Source organism: Parafannyhessea umbonata, from assembly GCF_900111255.1.
In the GTDB taxonomy this organism is placed as follows: Bacteria; Actinomycetota; Coriobacteriia; order Coriobacteriales; family Atopobiaceae; genus Olsenella_J; species Olsenella_J umbonata_A.
The window spans coordinates 198,227-222,263 of sequence record NZ_FOGP01000002.1 but is presented as its reverse complement, the minus strand read 5'-3'; the positions used below and the strand labels follow the sequence as shown (position 1 = coordinate 222,263).

Genomic DNA, 24,037 nt, shown 5'->3' with positions numbered 1-24,037 from the left:
CAATGAAGTTAAACATCGGGTAGTATGGTCTGACGCTATGAGAGCATGTTAGGAATCAAACGAGCTGATACGCAGGCGTTGTGCCTGGGATTGGAGCAAGAATGAGCTCTATTGAGACTCGCTGTGTGCAGGGTGGCTACGTCGCGGGCAACGGGGAGCCGCGCCAGGTTCCCATCGTCCAGTCGACGACATTCAAGTACGACAGCTCCGAGGACATGGGCAAGCTCTTCGACCTCGAGGCCGAGGGCTACTTCTACACGCGCCTTCAGAACCCGACCAACGACGCGGTCGCGAAGAAGATCTGCCAGCTCGAGGGTGGCTCTGCCGCCATGCTGACCTCATCGGGCCAGGCTGCCACGTTCTTCTCGCTGTTCAACATCTGCGAGAATGGCGGGCACGTGGTCGCCAGTTCCGCGATCTACGGCGGCTCGTACAACCTCCTGGCCCACACCATGGCCAAGATGGGAGTCGAGTCCACCTTCGTGTCGCCCACGTGCTCTCGCGAGGAGCTCGAGGCCGCCTTCAGGCCCAACACCAAGGCCGTGTTCGGTGAGTCCATTGCCAACCCGGCGCTGGCCGTGCTCGACATCCAGATGTTTGCGGAGGCGGCGCACGCCCACGGGGTGCCCCTGATCGTGGACAACACCTTCCCGACGCCGGTCAACTGCAGGCCGATCGAGTGGGGCGCGGACATCGTCACGCACTCGACCACCAAGTACATGGACGGCCATGGCAGCGCGGTCGGCGGCGCCATCGTCGACTCGGGCAACTTCGACTGGATGGCCCATGCCGACAAGTTCCCCGGCCTGACGACTCCTGACGAGTCGTACCACGGAATCGTCTATGCACAGAAGTTTGGCCAGCAGGGTGCCTTCATCACCAAGGCCACCTCTCAGCTGATGCGCGACTTCGGGTCCATCCAGAGCCCGCAGAACGCCTACTACCTTAACCTTGGCCTCGAGAGCCTCCACGTGCGCGTGCCCCAGCACTGCAAGAACGGCCAGGCTGCGGCGGAGTTCCTGGCGACGCACCCCAAGGTCGCGTCCGTCCGCTACCCCGGCCTCAAGGGCGACCGCTACTATGACCTCGCCCAGAAGTACATGCCGAACGGGACCTGCGGCGTCGTCTCGTTCGACGTGGCCGGCGGCCGCGCGGCGGCCGAGCGCTTCATGGGCGCGCTCAAGATCTGCAACATCGAGACGCACGTGGCGGACTCGCGCACCTGCTGCCTGCACCCTGCGAGTGCCACGCATCGCCAGATGAGCGACGAGGAGCTCGTCGCCGCTGGCATCAGCCCCGCCATGGTGCGCCTTTCCTGCGGTCTCGAGGGGACCGACGACATCATCGCCGACCTCGAGCAGGCGCTGGCAAGCATCTAGAGCGAGCCGCCTTGCGCCGCGCCATGCGCCGCAAGGTGCCGCGCGCGTCCTTCTCCCCCGCGTCCGAAAGCGTCCGAAAGCGTCCGACCCGTCGTGGAACTTGTGCGATGGACATGGTGCGTTTTGGGCGCGGGGGAGTATCATATCCCGTAACCGAGATCGACCTTCTGAACGCAGCTCAATCGAACAAGGGGACTGATTTTGGATTCCAGGAACTTTAGCAGGAGAGACGCGCTCAGGCTTTTGTTGGGTACCGGTGCCGCGCTCAGCGTACCGAGTCTTGCCTGGGGCGTCACCCAGGATGACATCGACGCCGCCAACAGCAGCCTTTCCGACGCACAGGCGCAGCTTGACTCGGCTCAGGCCACGCTTGACGCCATCGCCGCCGACTACGAGAGGCTCTCGGAGGAGCAGTCGAAGACCCTCGGCCAGATCGAGGACAAGCAGAAGCAAATCGACGAGGTCCAGGCCGGCATCGACAAGAAGCAGGAGGAGCTCGAGAAGAAGCAGGAGATCCTCTCCAAGCGCATCAGCGCGGCGTACAAGGCCGGCGGAAACGACTTCCTCTCGGTTTTGCTGTCCTCCACATCGCTCGAGGAGCTCGCGTCGAACATCTACTACATGGACAAGATCAGCGAGAACGACCGCGAGATGATCGAGTCCGTCAAGTTGCTCAAGCAGCAGCTCGAGGACCAGAAGCGGCAGCTCGAGCAGGAGAAAGCTGACCTCGAGGCCCTGAGTGCCCAGCAGCAGGAGCAGCTGGACCAGATGCAGGCCAAGCAGGCCGAGGCCCAGAGCACCATCGATGGTCTGAGCCAGGAGGTTAAGGACCTCATGGCGCAGCGCGACTCCGAGCTTGCCACCATGGCCCAGGAGCGAGCCGCCCAGCGGGCGGCAGCCGCGTCGTCGGGTTCTAAGGCGGTCGACGTCACCGGCAGGATCGTCGACCCGGGGTCGACCACCGGCTCGCAGGCGGCGGTGCTGAACGCCTGCGCCTCTACGCCGTCTCCCGGTCCCGGCCTCTGCGCCATGTGGGTCTCGCAGGTGTTCTCGAACGCGGGCTTTGGCTATGCCTCGGGCAATGCCAACGACATGTACAACTCGTACTGCCACAGCTCCGACAAGTCGGCCATCAAGCCAGGCATGATCGTGGCCGTCTCGACGCACGCGCACACGACGGCCGGGCGTATCTACGGCCACATCGGCATCTACATTGGCGGCGGCATGATGATGGACAACGTCGGCTACATCCGCACCATCAGCCTGGACAGCTGGATCAGCTACTACAGCACCACCGTCACCCCGCGCTGGGGCTGGCTCATGGGAATCGCGCTCGCGTAGGAAGCCCGACGCAAGCAAGCCAAGCCGACATACGTCACGAGCCTCGTGGTCTTGGGACCGCGGGGCTCGTTCTCGCTTGCGATGGCCGTTTGATTGGGCGAGAGGGACGAGGCCTTCCTAGGAGAGGAGCCTGACTCCGCTCAGGAGGAAGTCCTTGTCGGCCGGTGCAGGGCGGTCGGTCAGTGCGATGCCGCCCTTGTCCTTCCGCTTTGCCTCGTAGAGCGCGTAGTCGGCCACCGAGAGGTAGTCCCAGACCTTGTTGCTGCTGATGGGCAGGGAGTTCCTGATGCCCTGCGTGATCTTGATGTCGCCGGGATCGATTCCCCTGCAGGTGATCGACGCGACGTCGTCCCGGATGCGCTCCGCGATCTTGATGACCTCCTCATCGGTCTTGTCCCGGTAGAGCATGACGAACTCGTCGCCGCCGTAGCGCGCCGCGAAGACGTTCTCGTTGTCTGCCACGACGTTTCTCAGGACGTCGGCGACGCGCGTGAGGACGACGTCGCCCATTTGGTGGCCGTGCGTGTCGTTGAAGCGCTTGAAGTCGTCGATGTCGAAGATCTCGAGGCCGAGCTTCGTCTTTGCGTGGTAGGCGAGCTCGAACTCGTCGTTCGAGACGTTGGTCAGAAGGTATCTGTTGGGAAGCTTCGTGAGCGCGTCGTATTCCGCCTCGCGGGCGAGTCTCGCGTTCTCCCTGAGGAAGTGCTCCTCCTTGTCGCGCATCTCCTCCATGGACTTGCGGAGCTCGATCGCGTATGCCGTCGAGCGCTTGTGGTCCTCGTCGAGGCGCTCGTTGAGGTCGAAGTAGTCGTTCATGAGCGGGCAGAGGGTTTGGACGTCGCCCACGAGCCGGGCGTGGCGAATCTGCTGCTTGATGAGCACGAGGGTAAGGAAGGGTATGTCGATCTTCTTGACCAGGGGCTCGGCTGCCACGAGGAGCCCCTCGGCGCTTTCGGCAAGACGGGCGTCAATCAGGTCTGATGCGATGACGCAGACGTCCCCGACCAGGTCGGGGGAGAGCCCGTTTCTCTTGATGTCCTGCGTGACCTCGCGTGCCTCCGCCTTCGCCTCGGTCCTCGTGCCATCGCTCAGGCAGAGCTTGATCTTGAGCAGGCTCATCATGGTGCGGTCCGCCAGTGCGGCATTCCGACCAAGGGAGCGCTCGAAGCTACTCGCCCTCTCCAGATCTCGTCGCGCGGCGTCCTTCTCGCCCAGATTCAGGTGGTAGACGCCTTCCATCACTATGGTCGAGAGCGTGTTGGTGGGTACGCCCTTCTCCTCGTATCCGCGGTAGAAGCTCTCGGCCATGACCATGTGCTCCAGTGCGTGACGATATTCACCAAGCTCGCCGTAGAGATAGCCCGTGTTGTAGCTGATGGCGCCCGAGAGCATGGCGCCCTCGAAGCTGTCGGCGTCGATGCAGCAGTGCTGAGCCTCAAGAAGGTAGTCGAACGAGAGTGCCTTGTCGTTGTGGTTTGCGGCGTCGGCTGCGAGGAAGATGTAGGAGCGACCGAGCATGATGTTCTCGTCAGCGCGCTTCTGGCTGGCTATGGCCTTCAGGAGCACCTCCGCGTACTCGCCGGTGCAGGGATGCAGGTTGTAGAGCGCCTCGGCCAGAAAGTAGTAGCCAAACGAGAGTATGGCGTCATCCTGACGTGCGGTCCCCTGACGCACGAGTTCCCGCGCGGTCTTGAGGTAGTCTGCCCCCGCCTCATAGCGCTGGTACTGCGCGCGCACTATAAGCCGGCGAATACTCTGGTCGATGACGTTGAAGTCCATGCGGTGGCTGTCCTAGCTAGATGATGAAGATGAGGGCGGAAAGAGTGATGCACGTGGCGCCCGCGAGGACGAAGAGGTGCCACACGAAGTGCAGGAAGGGAACCTTCTTGGCGAGGTAGAACGCGCATCCGATGGTGTAGCAGAGGCCACCCGCCAGAAGAAGGCCGAAGGCCGCGGGGTCAAGCAGCTCGACGATGTCGCCTATGTGGAAGAGGACGAGCCACCCCAGCGCCAGATAGATGGCGACGCTGACCCAGTGCGGCTGTCGCTCGCGCAGGAGGCACTCGAGGACGATGCCTGCAGCCGCGATGGACCACACGAGCACGGCGAGCCCCATGCCACCGCGACCGGCGAGCGTGATGAGCGCGAAGGGGGCGTAGCTGCCTGCGATGAGCAGGTAGATGGCACTGTGGTCGAAGATGCGGAAGACGCGCTTTGCGCCGGGGTGGGTGAGTGCGTGGTAGAGCGTCGAGAACAGGAACTCCAGCACGAGCGAGATGCCCATCAGGAGCGCGGCGGCAAGGTGGGTCCCTCCGCCGTGGATGCAGGCGAAGACGATCATTACGACGAGGGCGGCAACCGACAGCAGCGCACCTACGCCGTGCGAGACCGCGTTGGCGATCTCTTCTCCAATGGAGTACCTGCGCTCGGACCCTAGGGTTGCGGCGTTCTGTGCCATGCGAACCTCTCCCTGTCTGATGCTTTGGACACCGTGCTATTTTCCATCAAATGCTGTCATTTTGCGAGGGGCAGCCACTGCTCGGGCCAAAGTGGCGGGAGCAGTGGCTGCCCGGTGGTGCCGTGGCGCCTTGGGCGTCGCTATCCGTCGCTTCGCGCGAAGCCGTTCTTCATGCCGAAGCTGGCGGTAAGAAGGACGCTCGAGAGGCACTCGTCGGTCTTCTCGCGCAGCATGGCGGCGACGCGCTCGTTTGCCTCCTCGAGCGCGGGCGCGGCCTGGTCGTAGTCCGGATCATCGGACTGCTCGCAGAGCTTCGCGTCGGTCTCCCTCAGAATCTGGTGACCGCAGGAGCCCACGGCCTCCTGGTAGCGCTCGATGTGGATCGAGCAGCTGTTGAAGTGCGCGTCGGCCATCGCCGCGATCAGGCGGTTCGTCCAGTAGAAGCTCTCGGTCGTGACGTGCGGGCAGGTGTTGGCGAGGTACTCGGGCGTCCTGTTGACGTTGGCGTAGAACGGTGCCAGCGCGTTGAAGGCGTTGGAGCCGAAGGCCATCCACTGGATTGCGCGGCAGGCCTCGGGGGCGTAGGGGCGCAGCTGGATGACGGCGAGCTGACCGTTGCGGTTGATGCCGATGGGACGGTAGGCGTTGCGCGTCGCCTCGGTGCCCGCAGCGCCGTAGGGGTCAAACGGGGTTCCCTGGTAGTGCAGCGAGAGCGCGTACTTGACGTCCTCGATGGTTACCTTGCGCTGCGGCGCGAGGCTCCAGGGCAGGTCGTCGTCCTCCGGGCCCCATCCGTCGGAGCCGACGGCGAAGCCGCTGTGGGGGTTGAGGAAGCGGTGGATTGCCCAGGCGCGCGGGGTGTTGTAGACGTGGTCGGCGTCGCTGTGGCTCCCGAAGGCCTCGCGCGGGTTGAAGAAGTGGATGCCCTCCTGGGCGTCCTCGCCTGCGATCGTGAGGTCGAGGTGATTCTCCTCCATCCACTCGCGAAGATCGGCGGAGCACATGTAGTTGCGCTTCTGGCCCATGGCGTCGTCGAGGTCAAAGGAGTCGATGCCCAGCTGGTTCGGCATGACCACGTAGGCGTCGTCGGGCACGCGCGCGGCGATCCAGTGGTGGCCGCCCACGGTCTCGAGCCACCAGATCTCGTCGACGTCGCTAAAGGCGATGCCGTTCATCTCGTAGGTGCCGTACCTCTCGAGGTAGGAGCCCAGAAGCTCGACACCCTCGCGCGCGGACGAGATGTAGGGTAGGACGATGGTGGTCATGTCCTCCTCGCCGATTCCGCCAGCCACCTCGGGCTCGTAGCCCGGCTGGCCCTCGGTGCCCCTGGCCTTCTTCAGGCACACCAGCGGGTCCGCGCCCAGGACGCGCTCGTTCGAGGTCAAGGTCTCGGTGGCGCTCATGGCGACGTTCTTCTGGTTCACGCCGGCCTCGGCCCAGATGCCGTCCTTGGGGGTGGCGTCGGGGACAGAGCTATAGCGCATGGGGTTGTCGGGAAGGTCGATCTCGACGTGCGAAAGGACCGAGCGGTAGCGGCGCGGCTGCTCGTCGGGCTGGATCACGACGAACTTCTTGGGGGTGAAGACGGTGCTGGGGGAGTCCTCGTTGCGCGCGATGATCGTGGACCCGTCATAGCTCGCTTTCTTGCCGACGAGCAGGGTGGTGCAGGGCATGCTGCCTCCAATCGATTCGGCCAACTACATGGCCGTTTGCAAATGTTTCCCTTTGTATACTAGCCGTTGGCACGACATTTATCCGTGCCGCGGGACCCCTGCGGTCGGCTTTGGGGAGGAATCATGCGCAAGTTTGCGCCAACATCCACAAATCGGCTTTTCCTGGGCGAGAAGTGCCTGCGCCCGTGCCTGGCCCTGGCCATCGCAACGCTGACGGTCGCCATGGCCGCCACCCTTTCTGCCTGCGCCGTGGGCGCGGGTTCGCGGGCGGACGGAGGCTCCGGTTGCCAGGAGCTGCAGGAGCAGCCGAGCGAGTCGTCCGGCCCGGACATCACGGCGGGAAGCGGCTACTACACGGACCACCCCTCCCAGGCGGGCGCGCTGCGCGTGGAAGGCACCAGGCTCGTGGGCCAGAACGGCCATGACGTGGTGCTCCAGGGCGTGAGCACCCATGGCCTCGCATGGTATCCGCAGTACGTGAAAGCCGAGCTCTTCTCGGAGCTGTCTGACGACTGGAACGCAAACGTCGTCAGGCTCGCCCTGTACAGTGCCGGAGACGGCGGGTACTGCACGGGTGGTGACCGCTCGAGCCTGCGTCAGCTGGTGCTCGACGGCGTCGACCGCGCGACCGCGGCGGACCTCTACGTCATCGTCGACTGGCACACGCTCTCTGACTCGAACCCGCTCGAGCACGTCGAAGAGGCGAAGGAGCTCTTCGGCGACCTCTCCGGGCAGCTCTCAGACCACGACAACGTCATCTACGAGATCTGCAACGAGCCGAACGGATCGACGACCTGGGCGGACGTCAAGGCGTATGCCCAGCAGGTCATTCGCGTGATCAGGAAGAACGACCCCGACGCTCTCGTTCTGGTGGGGACGCCCGAGTGGTGCCAGCGCATTGACGAGGTCGTGCACGACCCCATAGACGACGACAACGTCATGTACACCCTGCACTTCTATGCGGCTACGCACGGCCAGCAGCTTCGCCAGCGCCTGAGCGATGCTGTGGCCGAGCAGGTTCCCGTGTTCGTGAGCGAGTATGGCGTCTGCGAGGCGAGCGGCAGCGGCCGTCTGGACACCGCCTCGGCCGACGCCTGGTTGGACGAGCTCGACGAGCTGGGAGTAAGCCGCTGCATGTGGAGTCTCAGCAACAAGGACGAGGCGGCGTCCTGCATAGTTCCCGGCTGCGCCAAGACCTCGGGGTTCGCGGCGGAAGACCTTGCGCCTGCGGGCGTCTGGCTCAAGGAGCGCCTCTCCTATTATGTCCAGGGTTCCGTTCAGGGGGAGTCCTCAACGCCGGCGGGCGACGAGCCGGCGGGCGACGAGCGGGCGGGCGGCGGGCCAGCGGGCCAGGCGGTCGTCGCGCGAGCCGCGGATGGGAAGGTCGCAACCTTCGAGTCGGGAGGCCTTAGCTGCGAGCTCAAGGTCAAGGGCAGCTGGCAGGCGGGCGAGAGGACCTGCTACCAGTACTCGCTTTCCGTTACCAATCCCGGCGAGCCCGTAGAGGGCTGGCGTATCTCGATTCCCTTCTCGGAGGACGTCGAGCTGACCGACGGATGGAACGCGTCCTTCGAGGCGAACGGAAGCGCGCTTTCAGTTTCGAGCGTTGCCTACAACGGCCGCGTACCACAGGGGGCGAGCGTGGTCGACATTGGGTTCCAGGTGACGGCGTCTTCGGAGCTTGGCGTCGTCCTGAGCTGACGGCTCGCCCGGCACTCCCGTATACGAACAAAGAGGCGGCGCGTCCCTGGGAACGCGCCGCCTCTTTGTGATGTGCGGGCAAGATGTTCCGCGAGGGCTAGAGGCCCAGGAGGACGCCAACGTAGACCATGACGGCCATTGCCGCGGCGAACCCGAAGGCGTACTTCGAGATCTTGCCCATGATCTCGCCGTCCTTGCCGACCAGGCCGCAGGCCGCGGTTCCGATGGCGATGTTCTGGGGCGAGATCATCTTGCCGGCCGAGACGCCCAGCGAGTTGGCCGCGCACAGCCAGTAGGAGTCGGCGTTGATGGAGCCCGCCGCCTGCTGCTGGACCGCGCCGAAGAGGACCTCCGAGGAGGTGCCGGAACCGGTGACGAAGGTGCCCAGGCCGCCCAGGATGGGGGAGATGAGCGGGTAGAAGGCACCGAGCGTGCCGACGAAGAAGGCCGCGACGCTCGCGATCATGCCGGAGTAGCCCATAATCTTCGCACAGGCGAGGATGGAGAGCATCGTGAGGATGGTCTTCGACATTTGCTTGACCGTGGCGCCCAGGACCTTGAGCATCTCGGGGAACGAGCAGCCCTGGACGAGTCCGCCCGCCATGCCGCAGATGAGGATGAGAACGCCCGGCGTGTTGATCCACGAGAAGGTCAGGGTCGCGTTCGGATCACCGCTGTAGATGTTGACGGTGCTCTTGATTGCGGAGAGCGGCTCGTGAATGAAGGGCACGAGCTTGGAGGTGAGGACGAGCACGACGAAAATCAGGATAAAGGGGCACCAGGCGTTGAGGGCCTCGGCCGCGCCCAGCGGCTCGTCGTCCTTCTCGTCGGACTTGACCTCGAGCGCGTACTCGGCGGGGACCTCGCCCCTCATGCCGAGGGCCATGGCGAAGGTCACCAGGAGCGAGACGACTGCAGCGACGACCATGGGGAGGTCGGCGCCGATGAACTGGGCCGAGGCGACCTCGGCGACGACCACCGAGATGCCGGAGGCCAGGGTGATGGGAAGCACGCCCTTGAGCGCCTTGAAGCCGCCGCCGACCATCACGACCATGAGGATCGGGGTGACGATGACGAACGGGGCGACCTGCAGGGCCTGCATGACGGCGAGGCGGACCGGGTCAAGGCCGGTGATGCCGGCGAGCGTCGTCGTGGGGATGCCGATGGAGCCGAACATGGTGGGAACGCCGTTGGCCAGCAGGCAGGACAGGATGGCGAGCATGGGGTTGAAACCCAGAGCCATCAGCATGGACGCGGGAATCGCGACCGCGGTGCCGAAGCCGGCCATGCCCTCGAGGAAGCCTCCGAAGCACCAGCCGATGAGAAGGGCGAGCACGCGCTTGTCGGAAGACACCGAGGTCAGCATGCCCTTGATCTTCTCCATGGCGCCCGTGTGAACGGTGAGGTTGTAAGTGAAGACGGCGGCGATGATAACGATAACGATGGGCCAGATGGCCATTGCCACGCCCTCGAGCGCTGCGGTTGCCGTGTTGACGACGGCCATGTGCCACACGAGCATGGACAGGACGGCCGCGACGACGAAGGCGCCGAAGCTCGCCTTGTAGGCCTCCATCTTGAGGCCGCAGAGTGCGGACACGAGCCAAATGATTGGCATTAGGGCTAGTACGAACATCAAGAGCATTTCAGCCATGATCATCCCTCACGGTAGCTGCGAACAATTGCTGTTTACGATTTTATGCCCCCGTGGCCTGCAGCTTCGCCGCCACGGCGAGGGTGGGAAATTGTCCACAGTCGTTTGGAAAAGGCACGGCTATCGGCGACAAGTGAAGAAGGCGAACACAAACCTGAAAGACTGTTCGAGCCTCCTGCTCATGTCACTCGGCACCTCCGTCGTGAACTCAAAGTGAACGCAAGCTGATACGTGGCCTTTGTGCCCGCATTTCTGGGTACGCTACAAGTGTCGCAAACGCTTGAAAGGCAACGCATGCTGCAGCTTAAGGACATTCGCAAGGCTTACGTGACGGACTCCTACGAGCAGATGGCCCTTGACGGCGTCTCGGTCACGTTCAGGGACAACGAGTTCGTGGCGGTCCTGGGGCCGTCCGGATCGGGCAAGACCACCATGCTCAACATTCTTGGCGGACTAGACCACGCCGACTCCGGTGAAATCGTCATCAACGGCGTCTCGACCACGGACTACTCTGCCAAGGACTGGGACTCCTATCGCAACCATCGCATAGGCTTCGTCTTCCAGAGCTACAACCTCATTCCCCACCAGTCGATTCTCTCCAACGTAGAGCTGGCCCTCACGCTTGCGGGCGTCGGGCTGGCCGAAAGGCGGGCGCGTGCCCGGACGGCGCTCGAGCGCGTCGGCCTGGGCGATCACGTCGGGAAGCGCCCGAGCCAGCTATCCGGCGGTCAGATGCAGCGCGTCGCCATCGCGCGAGCCCTGGTGAACGACCCCGACATCGTGCTTGCCGACGAGCCCACGGGAGCGCTCGACACCGAGACCGGCATCCAGATCATGGACCTTCTCAAGGAGGTCGCCCGCGATCGCCTGGTCATTATGGTCACGCACAACCCCGAGCTCGCCGAGAGCTATGCGACGCGCGTCGTTCGCCTGCATGACGGCAGGCTCACCGACGACACCGACCCGTTCGTGTCGGAGATTGCCGACGGCGTCGCGACCAAGGTGCTTGACGCCCGTCCCAAGAAGCGCTCGCGCGACCGCGAGCGCGCCTCGATGTCGTTCGCGACCGCGCTCGCGCTCTCGTTCAACAACCTCATGACCAAGAAGGGGCGCACTGCGCTCACGGCGTTCGCCGGCTCCATCGGCATCATCGGCATCGCGGCCATCCTGGCACTATCCAACGGTGTCAACGACTACATCGCCAGGACCGAGGAGGACGCGCTCACGTCCTACCCGCTTACCGTGACCAAAAGCAGCTTTGACGTCTCGTCGCTCCTCTCGTCTGGCGTTATGGGAGGCATCGGCGGCAGCTCGGGCGAGGCCCAGGGCGCAGGTTCGGACCAGGACCCCGACTCCATTCCCGAGTACACGGTCATGACCGACATGTTCGCGAACGTCAAGAACAACGACCTCGGCTCGTTCAAGAAGTACCTGGACAGCGGCGACTCGGGCATCGAGCCCTACGTGAACACCATCCAGTACTCCTACGGCATCAGGCCCCAGGTCTATCGCACGGACACCTCCGGCGGGGTGGTCCGCCTGAGTCCCTCGAAGATGGAGTCGACTCTCACGAGCGGCGTCATGGGATCGGCGCTCATGGGAGGGACCGCGACCAGCTCATCGTTCACCGAACTCGTTGACGACGCGGACATGCTGCGCTCCCAGGCAGACCTTGTGGAGGGAAGCTGGCCCACGAACTACGACGAGGTCGTTCTCATCCTCGACAGTCGCGGCCAGGTAAGCGACTACACGCTCTACAGCATCGGCTACTACGACCCCGAGATCATGAACGAGATGACCCAGAACGCCCTAAAGGGGGAGGAGGTGAGCGCGCCCGAGACCGCCTGCGACTTCACGAAGGAGAAAGCCCTCGGCATGACCTTCACCGTGGTCCCCGCCTGTGACCTCTACCAGAAAAACGGGGGACAGGGTACCTGGAGCGACATGACGGGTGACACCGGGTACATGAAGTCCGCCATCGAGAAGGGCATCCGACTCAAGGTCGTGGGCATCGTCCGGCCCAAGGACTCTTCGGTTCGCCTGATGGAGGGAATCGGCTACAGCCCCAAGCTCACCCGGGAGCTCATGCGCCGCGCGCAGGAGTCCCAGGTGGTGAAGGATCAGCTGGCCAACCCCGACGTGGACGTATTTACCGGCAAGACCTTCGAGGAGCTGCAGAGCGAGCAGGGAGCCTCGTTTGACATGAGCAACCTGTTCACGGTTGACACAGACGCGCTCAGAAAGGCCTTCTCGTTCGACACTTCCGCGCTCTCGAGCGTGGCGTCCTCGGGCTCCGGTCTCGACCTTTCGGGAATCGGTCTCGACTCGTCAGCCTTCGACCCGAGTGTCATGAAGGTCGACCCGTCGGCCATGCAGGGCGTATTCAGTGAGGACTCCCTTCGCCAGATCATGGCGGGGGCGCCCAAGTTTGACCTTGAGTCCGCTGGCATAACCGATGCGGCGAGCGGCCTCACGGATGAACAACGCAAGGCGATAAACGACGCGTCCACGCGCCTGGCGGCCGGCTATGCCGCCTGGGCCATCCAGAACCCCGAGGCGGCAAAGGCCGACGACTCTATGAGCAAGTACCTGGCCACCCCCGAGGCGACGGCGATCACCGGCCAGCTCTCGGAGGAGCTGGGGACGAGCATGAACGACATCATGAACGTTGCGCTCCAGAAGTACATGAGCGAGCAGTTCGCTCCGTACCTTTCCAAGCAGATGCAGGCGCTCATGCAGTCTGCGGCCCAGATCATGGCGCTCCAGCTCGCCCAGCAGATGCAGACGCAGATGTCCGTCGCGACCGCGCAGCTCGGCTCGCAGCTCTCTGCGGCCATCTCCGGCCAGCTCCAGGGACAAATGGCCCAGCTCTCTGGCGCCCTGAAGAATGGCTTCAGGGTCGATCCCAACGCATTCGCCAGCGCCATTCACCTCAACATGGACCAGAACGACCTTACGTCCCTGCTTACGAACTACATGAACGCGGGTGACCTCTCGTATACGGGCAACCTCGACAAGTTGGGCTATGCGGACGAGAGCGAGCCGAAGTCCATCAGTATCTACCCCAAGGACTTTGCCGCCAAGGAGTCGGTCCTCTCCATCATCGACGGCTACAACGGTATGCGGAAGGACGAGGGGCGCGAAGACGAGACCATCCAGTACTCGGACATCGCTGGGGTGCTCATGAGCTCGGTCACCGACATCGTCAACATGATCTCGCTTGTCCTCATAGCCTTCGTGTCCATCTCGCTCGTCGTCAGCTCGATCATGATTGGCATCATCACCTACATCTCGGTGCTCGAGCGCAAGAAGGAGATTGGCATCCTGCGCGCCATGGGTGCCTCGCGGCTCAACGTGGCCAACGTGTTCAATGCCGAGACCGTCATCGAGGGGTTCATCTCGGGCGTGTTTGCCGTCGCCTTCGTGTATCTCGTCTCCGCCGGCGTGAACGCGATCGTCTACGAGACCCAGGGGATCGAGGGAATCATGTCCTTGCCCCTTGGCAGCGCATTGGCGCTGATTGCGATATCCGTCTTTCTGACCTTCGTCGCGGGCATCATGCCCGCCGCCAACGCGTCTCGCCGCGACCCCGTCGAGGCGCTCAGAAGCGAGTAGCCAATCTGGCTTTCTGGAGTTTTCGTCTGTCCGTAGGCATGCCCTGCCTCCCTGCATGATATGCGGGGAGGCTTTTTGCGGCAGTCGGAAAAACTGTCGTACAATTGTTCTAATTTCTATCGTACGAGCGCGTCGACCTCTGACGGCGCTTCAAGTGGCGGGAGTGAATCATGTTCAAACAGGCAACTGACAAGCGCGTTGCGGCCTTCTTCGCGAACGGGCTCGAGGAGTGCGAAGCGCTCGTCGTGTGCGACCTCCTGTATCGCTCTGGCATCCCCTGCGACAAGGTCGCGCTTGGCGACAACCTTGCCGTCGTCTCGAGCCACGACGTCACCGTGGTCTGCGACCGCGCGACGTCGGACGACGACTTCTCGTACGACGACTACGACGTGCTGTTCCTGCCCGGCGGCATGCCCGGGACCACCAACCTTGGGGAGTCCCAGGAGCTCTGCGACGCCGTGCGTGCGCACGCGGCTGCCGGCCGTGATGTCGCCGCGGTCTGCGCCGCACCCTCGGTGCTGGCAAAGCTTGGTCTTCTCGACGGCAGGAATGCTACGAGCAATCCAAACTTCCAGGACGTTCTCGCCCAGAACGGCGCCATCGTGAGCCAAGACCCCGTTGTGGAGGACGGCAACCTCATCACGAGCCAGGGTCTCGGGACCTGCGTCGAGCTGGGCCTTGCCCTTGTCCGTCGCATTCTCGGCGAGGAAGCGGCCGAGACATGCAAGGACAAGATCGTCTACATGCGCTAGGCCTGCGGGGGGAGTATGGGCAGTGCGCGACAGTACCTTGTGATCGACCTCAAGAGCTTCTACGCCTCGGTCGAGTGTGTGGAGCGGGGCCTTGACCCCATGACGACCGACCTCGTGGTGGCCGACGCGTCGCGCACCAGCAAGACCATCTGCCTTGCCGTTTCACCATCCCTCAAGGCAAAGGGGGTCCGGAACCGCTGTCGCCTCTTCGAGATTCCGTCCGGGCTCGACTACATCGTCGCGCCCCCGCGCATGGTCCGCTACATTGAGGTCTCCGCCGACATCTACGAGGTCTACCTCAAGTACGTCTCGCCCGACGACATCCACGTCTATTCAATCGACGAGGCCTTCCTGGACGTGACCGGATACCTCACGCTCTACGGATGCTCAGCGCGCGAGCTGGGCGAGCGCATACGTGCGGACGTCGTGGCCACCACGGGCATCCCCGCGACGTGCGGCCTGGGCACGAACCTGTACCTTGCCAAGGTGGCGCTCGACATAACCGCAAAGCACAGCCCCGACTTCTTCGGCATCCTGGACGAGCAGTCCTACCGAGAAACCCTTTGGTCCCATACTCCGATAACCGACTTCTGGCGCGTGGGCCCCGGCACCGCAAGGCGACTTGCGGGGCTGGGCATCCATACCATGGGCCAGCTCGCCGTTCATCCGCAGGATCCCATCTACCACCTCTTCGGCGTCGACGCAGAGATCCTGATTGACCATGCCTGGGGCCGGGAACCAGTCACCATTGCGGACATCAAGGCGTATCGCTCACGCAGCAAGTCCCTCACCAACGGCCAGGTCCTTGGCTGCGGAAAGGACTATGCCGGGGGTCTGCTCGTCACCAAGGAGATGACCGACGAGCTCGCCCTGCAGCTCGTCGAGCAGCGGCTCGTTGCTGGCTCGCTATCCTTGTCCGTCGGCTATCGCCTGTCGGCTGAGGAGCGCCAGGCCCTGATGGAGCAATCGCTTCCCGGCCGAGCCGGCGAGCACGGCGTCCGGTCGCGTTGGGGGCAGTTCATGCAGGGCGGCACCGTCCGCTTTGACGTGCCCACCAACTCGCGCGCGACCATGCTTCGCGGCGTCTGCCGGCTCTATGGGCAGGTCGCCCTCAGGGATCGGACCGTCGCCAGGCTTACGGTCACGGCAAACGACGCCCGTCCGGAGGGGCGGGGCCAGCAGCTGGGGCTCTTCGACGACGCCGAGGGACTTGCGCGCGAGCGGAGGAGGCAGGAGGCCATCAGCGCCGTCAAGCACAAGTTTGGGAAGAACGCGCTGCTCAAGGGCATGGATCTTCTCCCTGAGGCAACGCAGGTGGAGCGCAACGGCCAGATTGGAGGCCACCGCAGTGGAGTATGACTCTAGGCGCAGGGTCGTGGCGCGGCCCCACATGTCGATGTCCGAGCGCGCCAAGATCTTCATCCCGTTCGACGCCCTCAAGGGCTTTCGGGAGGAGCTCGAGCGCCGCGAGCGCAAGGTCATGGCCTCAGACGCGCCTGAGCTCATGGAGGAGCGCTGCGACGAGATATCGCGTGAGCTGGCGTCGCTCTCGCGGGGCGACGAGGTTGTCGTTGCGCACTTCTCCGATGGATACTCACGGCGAACATTGGGAAGCTTCGGCTCCCTTGACCAGGCGAGGGGCGAGGTTCTGATCGCGGGGGAGAGCATCGCGCTCTCGTCGATAGTCGACCTGTCCGTGCTCGGGCGCGACTGCGAGGATGCTTGACCAACTTGCCTCCACCCGGGGAAGACGGTTTGCGCAGAGTCTGTATGGTATCGCCCGCGACAGCCCTGCGCTGGGATAATGTGCCAAGGACACTTCAATCGGCAAGAGGAGCCTGCCTTGATAAAGCTAGTTCTGAGTGACATGGATCGCACCCTACTGCCTCATGGCAGTTACGTTGTCCCCAAAAGGACGATGGAGGAGATCCACGAGCTTCTTCAGGCGGGGGTCCTCTTTGGCCCCGCCAGCGGTAGGGACTATGCTTCCATCCTCGATTCGTTCTCGGGTGACCTTTCGTGCGTCCAGACGGCCCTGCTGTCGAATGGCAAGAAAGTGTACCTGGACGGGCGCCTCGTCCGCGTCACGACCATGGACCGCGCCGCGACCCTCCGTCTTGCCGAGCTCATCGCGCAGTATCCCGGCTGCTACGTCGCGGGTCGTGACGTCGAGGGCACAGGCTTCGTGCTGGGCATCACGGCAGACCAGCTTGCCCGCTGCCACTGGGGCGCAAGCCGCATGGGAGAGCTTCGCGCGGACCTGCCCCAGGCGGAGCTCGTCACGCTTGCCCTTCACTTCGAGGAGGGAAGCGAGGGCGTCGACGTCGACGAGGTGGCGCGCAAGGCGCGTGCGGCATGCCCGGAGTTCGACTTCCTCTCGCCCGGCACCCGCATGTTCGACGTCGTTCCCAGCGGGTTCAGCAAGGCTGTCGGCGCTCGCCAGCTCTGCGAGCTTTTGGGGATCTCGCCCGATGAGGTCGTCGTGTTCGGCGATTCCGACAACGACCTTGCGATGCTCCAAGCCTTCCCCAACTCGGTGTCGGTCTCCAACGCGAACGAGCGCGTTCGTGCGGCCGCGCGCTACCACATCGGCAGCTGCGACGAGGACGCCGTGGGACAGGCCCTGTTCCAGATCGCACGGGCGGTTTCCTGGGGAGAAGTGCCTGCGTTCATGAAGCGCGGCGACAAGGATGCAAGGGGAGGCGCCCAGCTGGGCGACGAGTCCGTGGCGCCTGCGCCCAGGACGCACTACCTCTTGAACATGCTGTGCGGCGTGCTCGTGACCCTCGCCAGCGTCAGGGTGTACGTCACCGGACAGCTGGAGACCTTGCCAAGCATGTTCGTGCTCGTGGTGGGCCTCCTTGCGGGCGTGGCCCTGTTCTACCTTGGCCTGGGGCAGCGCCGAGATGCCCGCAAGGCTCGCAAGGACGGCGGGAGGCGCAAGCCGCGCGGGTAGGCTTGTGAGCGACCTGCTCGTTTGGGGACTATTGGCCCTGGGGCCTACAAAGAGGGGCGCCGCCGGCTGAGCCGTGCGGCGCCCTGGCGTTCGATTGAGCGACTTCGTCTGCCTCCGGTCGCGGTTAGGCCTCCTGCTTTGCGCCTGGTACGCGTGCCATGAACACGAAGCCGATTGCGAAGAGGACGGCGAGCGAGGCGACGCCGAGCGATCCGTTGCCTGTGAGCGCCGTCATGGTACCCACGATGAAGGTGCCCATGATGGCCGCGTACTTGCCGAAGATGTCGAAGAAGCCGAAGTACTCGTTCGCGTGGTCCTTTGGGCAGAGCTTTCCGAACTCGGAGCGCGACAGCGCCTGGATGCCGCCCTGGAACAGGCCGACCATGATGGCGAGGAACCAGAACTCCGCAGCGGTGTGCAGGAAGAACGCCGCGAAGAACGTGATGAAGGTGTAGCCTGCGATTCCTACCTGCAGCATGGTCTTGGTCCCCAGCCTGGTTCCCAGCTTGCCGTAGGCGATTGCGGAGGGGAAGGCGACAAACTGCGTGACGAGAAGGGCGAGCACGAGCTGCGTGCCATCGATTCCCAGGTCCGACCCGTAGCTGGTCGAGAGCTTGATGATGGTGTGCACGCCGTCGATGTAGAAGAAGTACGAGAGGATGAAGAATCGCAGCTGCCTGTCGGCCCAGATGCGCTTGAGCGTGGAGCCGATACCGCCGACGGCCTTGGCGACGGCGCGCTCCTGCAGGGGCTTGTAGTGCGTCTGCTCGACGTTCCTGAGCATGGGAATCGTGAAGCCAACCCACCATGCCGCGGTGATGACGAAAGCGATCTGCATTGCGGTCTGAAGTGCGAGGCCGAGGCTGTCCCTCATCAGGACGACCGCGAGGCACACGACGAAGGGCACCACGCTTCCGATGTAGCCCCAGGCATAGCCCTGGCTCGAGATCTCGTCCATTCGCTCGTCGCTCGTCGCGTCGACCAGCAGTGCGTCGTAAAAGACCATGGAGCTGTTGAGCATCACCGACGAGACAATGTAGATGACCAGAAACGCAATCGGCTCGGTGGGGAGGCCCAGCGCTACCGTCGCGACCACTCCGGTGGCCACGGTGCCGACGATGAACTTCTTCTTCATGCCGCGCATGTCGGCGATGGAGCCGAGGACGGGCATGAGAAGCGCGACCACCAAAGAGGCGATGGTCTCTCCGTAGCTCCACGCCACCAGGGCGGGGCCGTCAGCCAGTGACTTGAAGTAGATGGGAATGATGCTGGTCGCAAGAAGTACGAGGGCCGAGTTTCCCACGTCGTACATGATCCAGCTCTTCTCGGCCTTGCTCATACGCTGTTTTGCCATAGTGTTCCTCTCCAGAAGTGAAGGCCCGCCTGCCGTGGGGCGCGGGCAGCCAGAGACGATGATAGTTTCCCTCCGGCCTCATCGTGCAATAGCAACGCAAGCGAAAAGTATGCTGGAGCGTGTTGATGCGTCAACTGTCATTTTTTGGGAGAAGGCACTTCTCCTCTGCGTCTTCACGCCCTTGCGATTGAGGGACTCCGTCGCCGCGACCATCTGCCATACTCGGTAGGGCAAAACGAAGCGGTAAAAGGAGCGATTCATGCCCGCCATCATGACCCATGACTTCTTCGGCAGGGATGCCTATTCCGGGGTGTCGGCCCAGCTGCTCTTGAGCACGCCCGAGGAACGCGATGCCTTCCTTCTGGGCAACCAGGGGCCTGACCCGCTGTTCTACCTCGTCGCGGACCCGCGCGTGGGGGAGCAGAACCGGATCGGCAACGTCATGCATCACGTGCGGCCCGCCCGTCTGATCTGCGCCCTGCGTGACGCGCTCTCGATGCTTGGAAGCTCGGAGCGCAAGGTCGGCGAGGCGTATGCGGCGGGATTCCTCTGTCACTACCTGCTTGACCGCTCCGTGCACCCGCTCGTGTTCTCGAGCGAGTACGGAATCTGCGACGCCGGTGTCGACGGCCTTGACCGCCGCGACGGCAGCGAGGTCCACGCCGAGATCGAGCGTGACATCGACGAGATGGTGCTCTACATGAAGTGCCACCAGACCGTGCGCACGTATCGCCCATACCGCGAGGTGCTCTGCGGAAGCGACGAGGTGCTCGCCACGATCGACAAGCTTTACTTCTATATGGGTCTCTGGACCTACAGCTGTACGCTTGACCTTGATTGCTACACGCGCGCGGTCAAGTCGTTTAGGCGAGTCCAGCGTCTGTTCTATACTCCGAGCCTCGCGAAGGCGCGCATCCTCGCGCCCGTCGAGAAGGCCTTCGGCCACAAGCGCTACTCGCTCTACCGCGCGATGGCCCATCGCGACCGCGCGGAAAGCGTCTCGGATTTCGGAAACGACGAGCATCGTCCCTGGGAGAATCCGTTCACCGGGGAGGTCTTGACCGACAGCTTCTGGGATTTGTACGAGGAGGCCCTCGACCAGGTGTTCGAGGCCGTGAACCGCTTCTTCGTGCCGAGCTTCGACCTTGCGGACGCCGAGCGCCTTACGCACAACCTCAACTTCAGCGGACAACCCACCTCAATGAACGACCTCGACGCTCCCGAGGAGCCCAAGCCGCAGATGCGAGGCTAGGTCGATGGTGAGTCTGGCCACGCGCCACGTGATGCAGGCGAACAAGAGCAAGAACACCAAGCCCGAGCTCAAGGTGCGTGCCGCGCTGCGCGCCGCCGGCCTTACCGGTTACCGCCTCCATTGGAAGAAGGCGCCAGGCAAGCCCGACATCTGCTTTCCCGGTCGCAAGATCGCCATCTTCGTGAACGGTTGCTTCTGGCATCGCTGCCCCCACTGCAACCTCGCGCTGCCCAAGTCCAACGTCGACTTCTGGGTGGCCAAGTTCGAGCGCAACGTCTCGCGTGACGAGCGCGACCGGCTGCTTCTGGCCCAGGACGGCTGGACGGTACTGGTCATCTGGGAATGCCGGCTCAAGAAGGGCCGCTTCGACGCCACCATGTCCGACCTGATCCGCCAGATCCGACGTGCGTCCGCGCCCGGGGCGCGGACGCAGGCGCGCGTTATCGAAGTGGGCGCGACCGCGCCCTGGAAGCTCCGCGAGCGTCGCGTCCGTGCGCGAAGGCGCAATAGGCGCTAGACTTAGGCAGACGCGGCGATGGTGCCGCTCGAAAGGGAAGGTCCCGCATGGCGACATACGTTTTCTCGGATGTTCATGGGCACGCAGCAACCTTGGACAGGCTGCTGAATCGCGTTGCCCCTGCAGACGAGGACCATGTCTACATGCTGGGCGACATGATCGACCGCGGCCCCGATCCCGTCGGCGTGCTCAGGCTGTGTCGCAATCTCACGGAGCACGGCGGCTGCGTCCTCATGGGCAACCACGAGGACCTCATGCTCAACTACCTCGAGGTTCCCGACGATCCTCTCAATCTCATCAACTGGCAGGGCAACGGGGGAGAAACGACGCGCGACGGTCTGGCCACGCTTCCCGAGCACGAGTGCATCGACCTTCTCAACTGGATCGGCGAGCTGCCTCTCTTTGCGTACGAGTTCGTCGGCTCACGGCCCTACGTCATGACTCACGCCGGCATCAGGCCCCACGTTCCCTTCGACCGTGCTCTCGAGCCGCGCGCCGCGGGCTGGAGCGAGGACGACCTCATGGCCATGCTCGAGGCGCAGGCTCCCGAGGACCTGCTCTGGATCCGCGACGACTTTTGGGGCGTTCCCACCGACCTGCTTGACATGAGCGGGGAGGGTCCCGTGGTCGTCGCCGGTCACACGCCGACCGCCTACCTCGAGGGCATGGCCGATCGTCCGAACCGTCGTCCGGTGGGCGAGGATGGCCTGTGCCGCATGGTCGAGGTTGGTGCCTGCTCCGCGACCGGCGACGTCGCCGACAGAATCGATATCGACTGCGGAGCCGCGGGTGGCTCCAGCTTCGGGCAGTTGCTCATGCTCCGCCTCGACGACATGCAGGAGTTCTACGAGCCCGTGCTTGAGGGTGAGTAGCGTGGCCGAGCGCATCTCTTCTCCGCTCGCCCCCGTCTTCGACGAGGGAAGCCGCGTGCTGATTCTGGGAACCATGCCGAGTCCGAAGTCCCGCGAGAGGGGCTTTCACTACGGAAATCCCCAGAACCGTTTTTGGCGCGTCATGGCGGCGCTCTGGGGCGAGAAGGTCCCGGCCAGCGACGTCGAGAGGCGCTCCTTCTGCCGCCGGCACCAGATTGCCCTGGACGACGTCCTGGAGAGCTGCGTCATCGAGGGCGCCTCTGACGCCTCCATCAGCGACCCCGTGCCCAACGACCTTCGAGGGCGCGTTCTCTCCCATGCTCCCATCAGGAAGATCTTCTGCACCGGTGCGACGTCGCACCGTCTGTACCGGCGCCTCATCGAGCCCGAGCTGGGCGTGTCTGCGACCAAGCTGCCCTCAACGAGTCCGGCCAATGCGGCGTGGAGCCTCGACCGCCTTATCGACGCCTATTCGGTCGTACGCGAGGCGGTGGAGGTGCCATGAGTGGCTCTTCGCCATGGCCCGACGTTCCCTTGGGACAGGCTCCGGCCGAAGCTGCCGGCCGCGTGCCTCTGCTCTTGCACGCGTGCTGCGGACCCTGCTCTCTTGAGCCGGTAAAGTACCTGCGCGAGGAGGGCTTCGAGCCGACCATATGCTGGACGAACCCCAACATCCAGCCTCTTGAGGAGCACGACCGCCGACTCGAGGTGCTGAAGGCGTGGGCCGCCGACGTCGCCCACGTCGAGGTCATCGTTGCCGGTGACGACCGCGACGGGTGGGAGCGACTCGTCGCCCCGGCGTGCTTCGACCGCAAGCGTCGCTGCAAGGCCTGCTATGCCCTGCGCCTCGCGGAGGGCTGCCGCGTTGCGCGCGAGCGAGGCTTTGAGTACGTCTCTACGACCCTTGCCGTCTCGCCCTACCAGCTCTTCGACGCATGCGAGGACGCCCTTGTGGGGCTTGCGCGTGCATGGGGGCTCACTCCCGTCTGGCGCGACTTCCGCCCTCATTATCCTGAGTCCGTCACGGACTCCCGTGAATTGGGCATGTATAGGCAGAACTACTGCGGATGCCGCTTCTCGGCAGCCGAGGCTGCGGTCGAGCGGCATCTGGCCCGCGACTGGCGCAAGGCCGCAAAGCGGGCCCGGAGCGAGGGACGCGAGGTGCCGCCTCGCCCAGACTTCCTTCCCGGATAGCGGGTTGCGGCGCCTGGAGCTTGCTCCTTTTCTGACCTCTCTGCGACACGGGGCGAGCATTGCTGCTCTTGTCCTACAATCGTGCGCTGGATACAGACAAAGCGTGGTAAGAGGAGAGGTTCATGTCCACCATGCGCACCGATGACTTTGACTACACGCTCCCCGAGGAGCTGATCGCCCAGGCGCCTGCCGAGCCGCGCGACGCCTGCAATATGCTCGTGCTCCACCGCGAGGACGGATCGGTCGAGCACAAGCACTTCTTCGACATCATCGACTATCTCGAACCCGACGACCTGCTGGTTGCCAACAAGACCCGCGTCATGCCTGCGCGCCTCATGGGTCACAAGAAGGGCACGGGCGGCGTCGCAGAGACGCTGCTGCTCAAGCGCCGCGAGGACATCGATGCCCTCGGTCACGTCTGGGAGTGCCTCGTGAAGCCCGGGAAGCGTCTCAAGCAGGGCGCCGTCATCGAGTATCGCCCCGGTGGGGCCCACGCCCCCATGAGCGCGCCGGTCTGTCTCACTGCTGAGGTTATCGACTACGTCGACGACAACCGCGGCGGTCGCCTGGTGCGCTTCACTCCGGCCGACGGCATGGAGCTCGACGAGGCGATTCACGAGGCCGGACGTGTGCCTCTGCCTCCCTACATCACCGACTACGAGGGCGATCCCGAGAAGTACCAGACCGTCTACGCGATGGACGAGGAGCACTCGGCCGCCGCGCCGACCGCCGGCCTCCACTTCACACCAGAGCTCATCGAGCGCCTGGAGGAGAAGGGCATTCAGTTCAAGACCGTGGAGCTCGAGGTGGGCATCGACACCTTCCGCCTCGTGGAGGAGGACGACCCCACGCAGCACGTGATGCACACAGAGCGCTACCACGTGAACCAGGACGTGGTTGATGCCGTGCATGCCACGAAGGCAGCGGGTCACCGCGTCGTCGCGGTGGGCACGACCTCCGTGCGCTCGCTCGAGAGCGCCTTTGACCCCGAGGCTGTCGCCTGGGAGAGCCCCTGCGTCGCGCGACGCTTCGAGGGCAGGGACGACTCCGCCGACAGCCTGGGCAGGGGGGACATTGTCGAGAGGCGTGATGCCAAGACCAGCCTCTACCTCATGCCTGGCTCCACCTTCCACGTCGTCGACGCGATGATTACCAACTTTCACGTCCCGCGCTCGACCCTGATGATGCTTGTCTCCGCGTTCGCCACGCGAGAGCAGATCATGGCCGCGTACCAGGCCGCGATCGAGAAGCGCTACAGGTTCTTCTCGTTTGGAGACGCAATGCTCATCGTCTAGGGGATTGCGCCTGGGGGCCTGCCTCTT

The 24,037-nt window shown here is 64.0% G+C and carries 19 protein-coding genes; 14 read left to right on the top strand and 5 right to left on the bottom strand.

Translation table 11 applies throughout. The annotated features are described in order from the left end of the window. The first annotated feature begins 101 nt into the window (after positions 1-101). Both BMY31_RS03715 and BMY31_RS03710 read left to right on the top strand, forming a co-directional pair. Complete coding sequence (locus BMY31_RS03715) at positions 102-1,379, top strand: O-acetylhomoserine aminocarboxypropyltransferase/cysteine synthase family protein (RefSeq protein WP_078686921.1); 1,278 nt, start codon at positions 102-104, stop codon at positions 1,377-1,379. Positions 1,380-1,580: 201 nt separating this feature from the next. Beyond that, positions 1,581-2,720 (top strand): coiled-coil domain-containing protein, encoded by a 1,140-nt coding sequence (locus BMY31_RS03710; protein ID WP_078686920.1) that lies wholly within the window; start codon positions 1,581-1,583, stop codon positions 2,718-2,720. 117 nt (positions 2,721-2,837) lie between these two features. Here BMY31_RS03710 and BMY31_RS03705 read toward each other — a convergent pair whose 3' ends face one another. The 3 genes from BMY31_RS03705 to BMY31_RS03695 form a co-directional block, all read right to left on the bottom strand. Further along, complete coding sequence (locus tag BMY31_RS03705) at positions 2,838-4,499, bottom strand: GGDEF domain-containing protein (protein ID WP_091008375.1); 1,662 nt, start codon at positions 4,497-4,499, stop codon at positions 2,838-2,840. A 16-nt stretch (positions 4,500-4,515) separates the two neighbouring features. Then, entirely contained in the window at positions 4,516-5,178 is a 663-nt protein-coding gene (gene trhA / locus BMY31_RS03700; protein ID WP_180371348.1) for a PAQR family membrane homeostasis protein TrhA, read from the bottom strand. 140 nt (positions 5,179-5,318) lie between these two features. Beyond that, on the bottom strand, positions 5,319-6,851 hold the full coding sequence (locus tag BMY31_RS03695) for a C69 family dipeptidase (RefSeq protein WP_091008373.1): 1,533 nt from the start codon (positions 6,849-6,851) through the stop codon (positions 5,319-5,321). Positions 6,852-6,974: 123 nt separating this feature from the next. Between BMY31_RS03695 and BMY31_RS03690 the strand changes: the two genes are divergently transcribed. Then, complete coding sequence (locus tag BMY31_RS03690) at positions 6,975-8,552, top strand: cellulase family glycosylhydrolase (RefSeq protein ID WP_091008370.1); 1,578 nt, start codon at positions 6,975-6,977, stop codon at positions 8,550-8,552. A gap of 97 nt (positions 8,553-8,649) precedes the next feature. Here the strand turns inward: BMY31_RS03690 and BMY31_RS03685 are convergent, their stop codons facing one another. Further along, complete coding sequence (locus BMY31_RS03685; RefSeq protein WP_180371347.1) at positions 8,650-10,203, bottom strand: L-lactate permease; 1,554 nt, start codon at positions 10,201-10,203, stop codon at positions 8,650-8,652. Between the two features lie 294 nt (positions 10,204-10,497). Between BMY31_RS03685 and BMY31_RS03680 the strand changes: the two genes are divergently transcribed. The 5 genes from BMY31_RS03680 (at position 10,498) to BMY31_RS03660 (ending at position 17,526) form a co-directional block, all read left to right on the top strand. Then, a complete protein-coding gene (locus tag BMY31_RS03680) occupies positions 10,498-13,818 on the top strand; it encodes an ABC transporter ATP-binding protein/permease (protein WP_091008369.1) in 3,321 nt (1,106 codons plus the stop codon). A gap of 170 nt (positions 13,819-13,988) precedes the next feature. Continuing rightward, on the top strand, positions 13,989-14,570 hold the full coding sequence (locus tag BMY31_RS03675; protein WP_090991427.1) for a DJ-1 family glyoxalase III: 582 nt from the start codon (positions 13,989-13,991) through the stop codon (positions 14,568-14,570). Between the two features lie 15 nt (positions 14,571-14,585). Then, positions 14,586-15,929, top strand: a complete 1,344-nt coding sequence (locus BMY31_RS03670; RefSeq protein WP_091008366.1) for a Y-family DNA polymerase — start codon at positions 14,586-14,588, stop codon at positions 15,927-15,929. Beyond that, positions 15,919-16,296, top strand: coding sequence for a hypothetical protein (locus BMY31_RS03665; protein ID WP_091008363.1), 378 nt, complete (start codon positions 15,919-15,921; stop codon positions 16,294-16,296). The genes BMY31_RS03670 and BMY31_RS03665 overlap by 11 nt, the downstream gene beginning before the upstream one ends. Before the next feature lie 117 nt (positions 16,297-16,413). After that, entirely contained in the window at positions 16,414-17,526 is a 1,113-nt protein-coding gene (locus BMY31_RS03660) for an HAD family hydrolase (protein ID WP_180371346.1), read from the top strand. Between the two features lie 124 nt (positions 17,527-17,650). Here the strand turns inward: BMY31_RS03660 and BMY31_RS03655 are convergent, their stop codons facing one another. Further along, positions 17,651-18,880 carry an MFS transporter gene (locus BMY31_RS03655; RefSeq protein WP_078686913.1) on the bottom strand — a complete coding sequence of 410 codons (1,230 nt, stop codon included), beginning with the start codon at positions 18,878-18,880 and terminating at the stop codon, positions 17,651-17,653. A 259-nt stretch (positions 18,881-19,139) separates the two neighbouring features. On the opposite strand from BMY31_RS03655, the gene BMY31_RS03650 reads away from it, so the two are divergent. The 6 genes from BMY31_RS03650 (at position 19,140) to queA (ending at position 24,010) form a co-directional block, all read left to right on the top strand. After that, positions 19,140-20,132, top strand: coding sequence for a hypothetical protein (locus tag BMY31_RS03650; RefSeq protein ID WP_078686912.1), 993 nt, complete (start codon positions 19,140-19,142; stop codon positions 20,130-20,132). Positions 20,133-20,136: 4 nt separating this feature from the next. Continuing rightward, positions 20,137-20,649, top strand: coding sequence for a very short patch repair endonuclease (locus BMY31_RS03645; RefSeq protein ID WP_078686911.1), 513 nt, complete (start codon positions 20,137-20,139; stop codon positions 20,647-20,649). A gap of 47 nt (positions 20,650-20,696) precedes the next feature. Continuing rightward, positions 20,697-21,521: a metallophosphoesterase family protein gene (locus BMY31_RS08910; protein WP_091008359.1), complete on the top strand. Its 825-nt coding sequence runs from the start codon at positions 20,697-20,699 to the stop codon at positions 21,519-21,521. A 1-nt stretch (position 21,522) separates the two neighbouring features. Then, complete coding sequence (locus BMY31_RS03635; protein WP_090991424.1) at positions 21,523-22,026, top strand: DNA-deoxyinosine glycosylase; 504 nt, start codon at positions 21,523-21,525, stop codon at positions 22,024-22,026. Beyond that, complete coding sequence (locus tag BMY31_RS03630) at positions 22,023-22,715, top strand: epoxyqueuosine reductase QueH (RefSeq protein WP_078686908.1); 693 nt, start codon at positions 22,023-22,025, stop codon at positions 22,713-22,715. Before BMY31_RS03635 ends, BMY31_RS03630 begins: the two co-directional genes overlap by 4 nt. A gap of 131 nt (positions 22,716-22,846) precedes the next feature. Next, positions 22,847-24,010, top strand: coding sequence for a tRNA preQ1(34) S-adenosylmethionine ribosyltransferase-isomerase QueA (gene queA / locus BMY31_RS03625; RefSeq protein ID WP_091008668.1), 1,164 nt, complete (start codon positions 22,847-22,849; stop codon positions 24,008-24,010). The last annotated feature ends 27 nt before the right edge of the window (positions 24,011-24,037 follow it).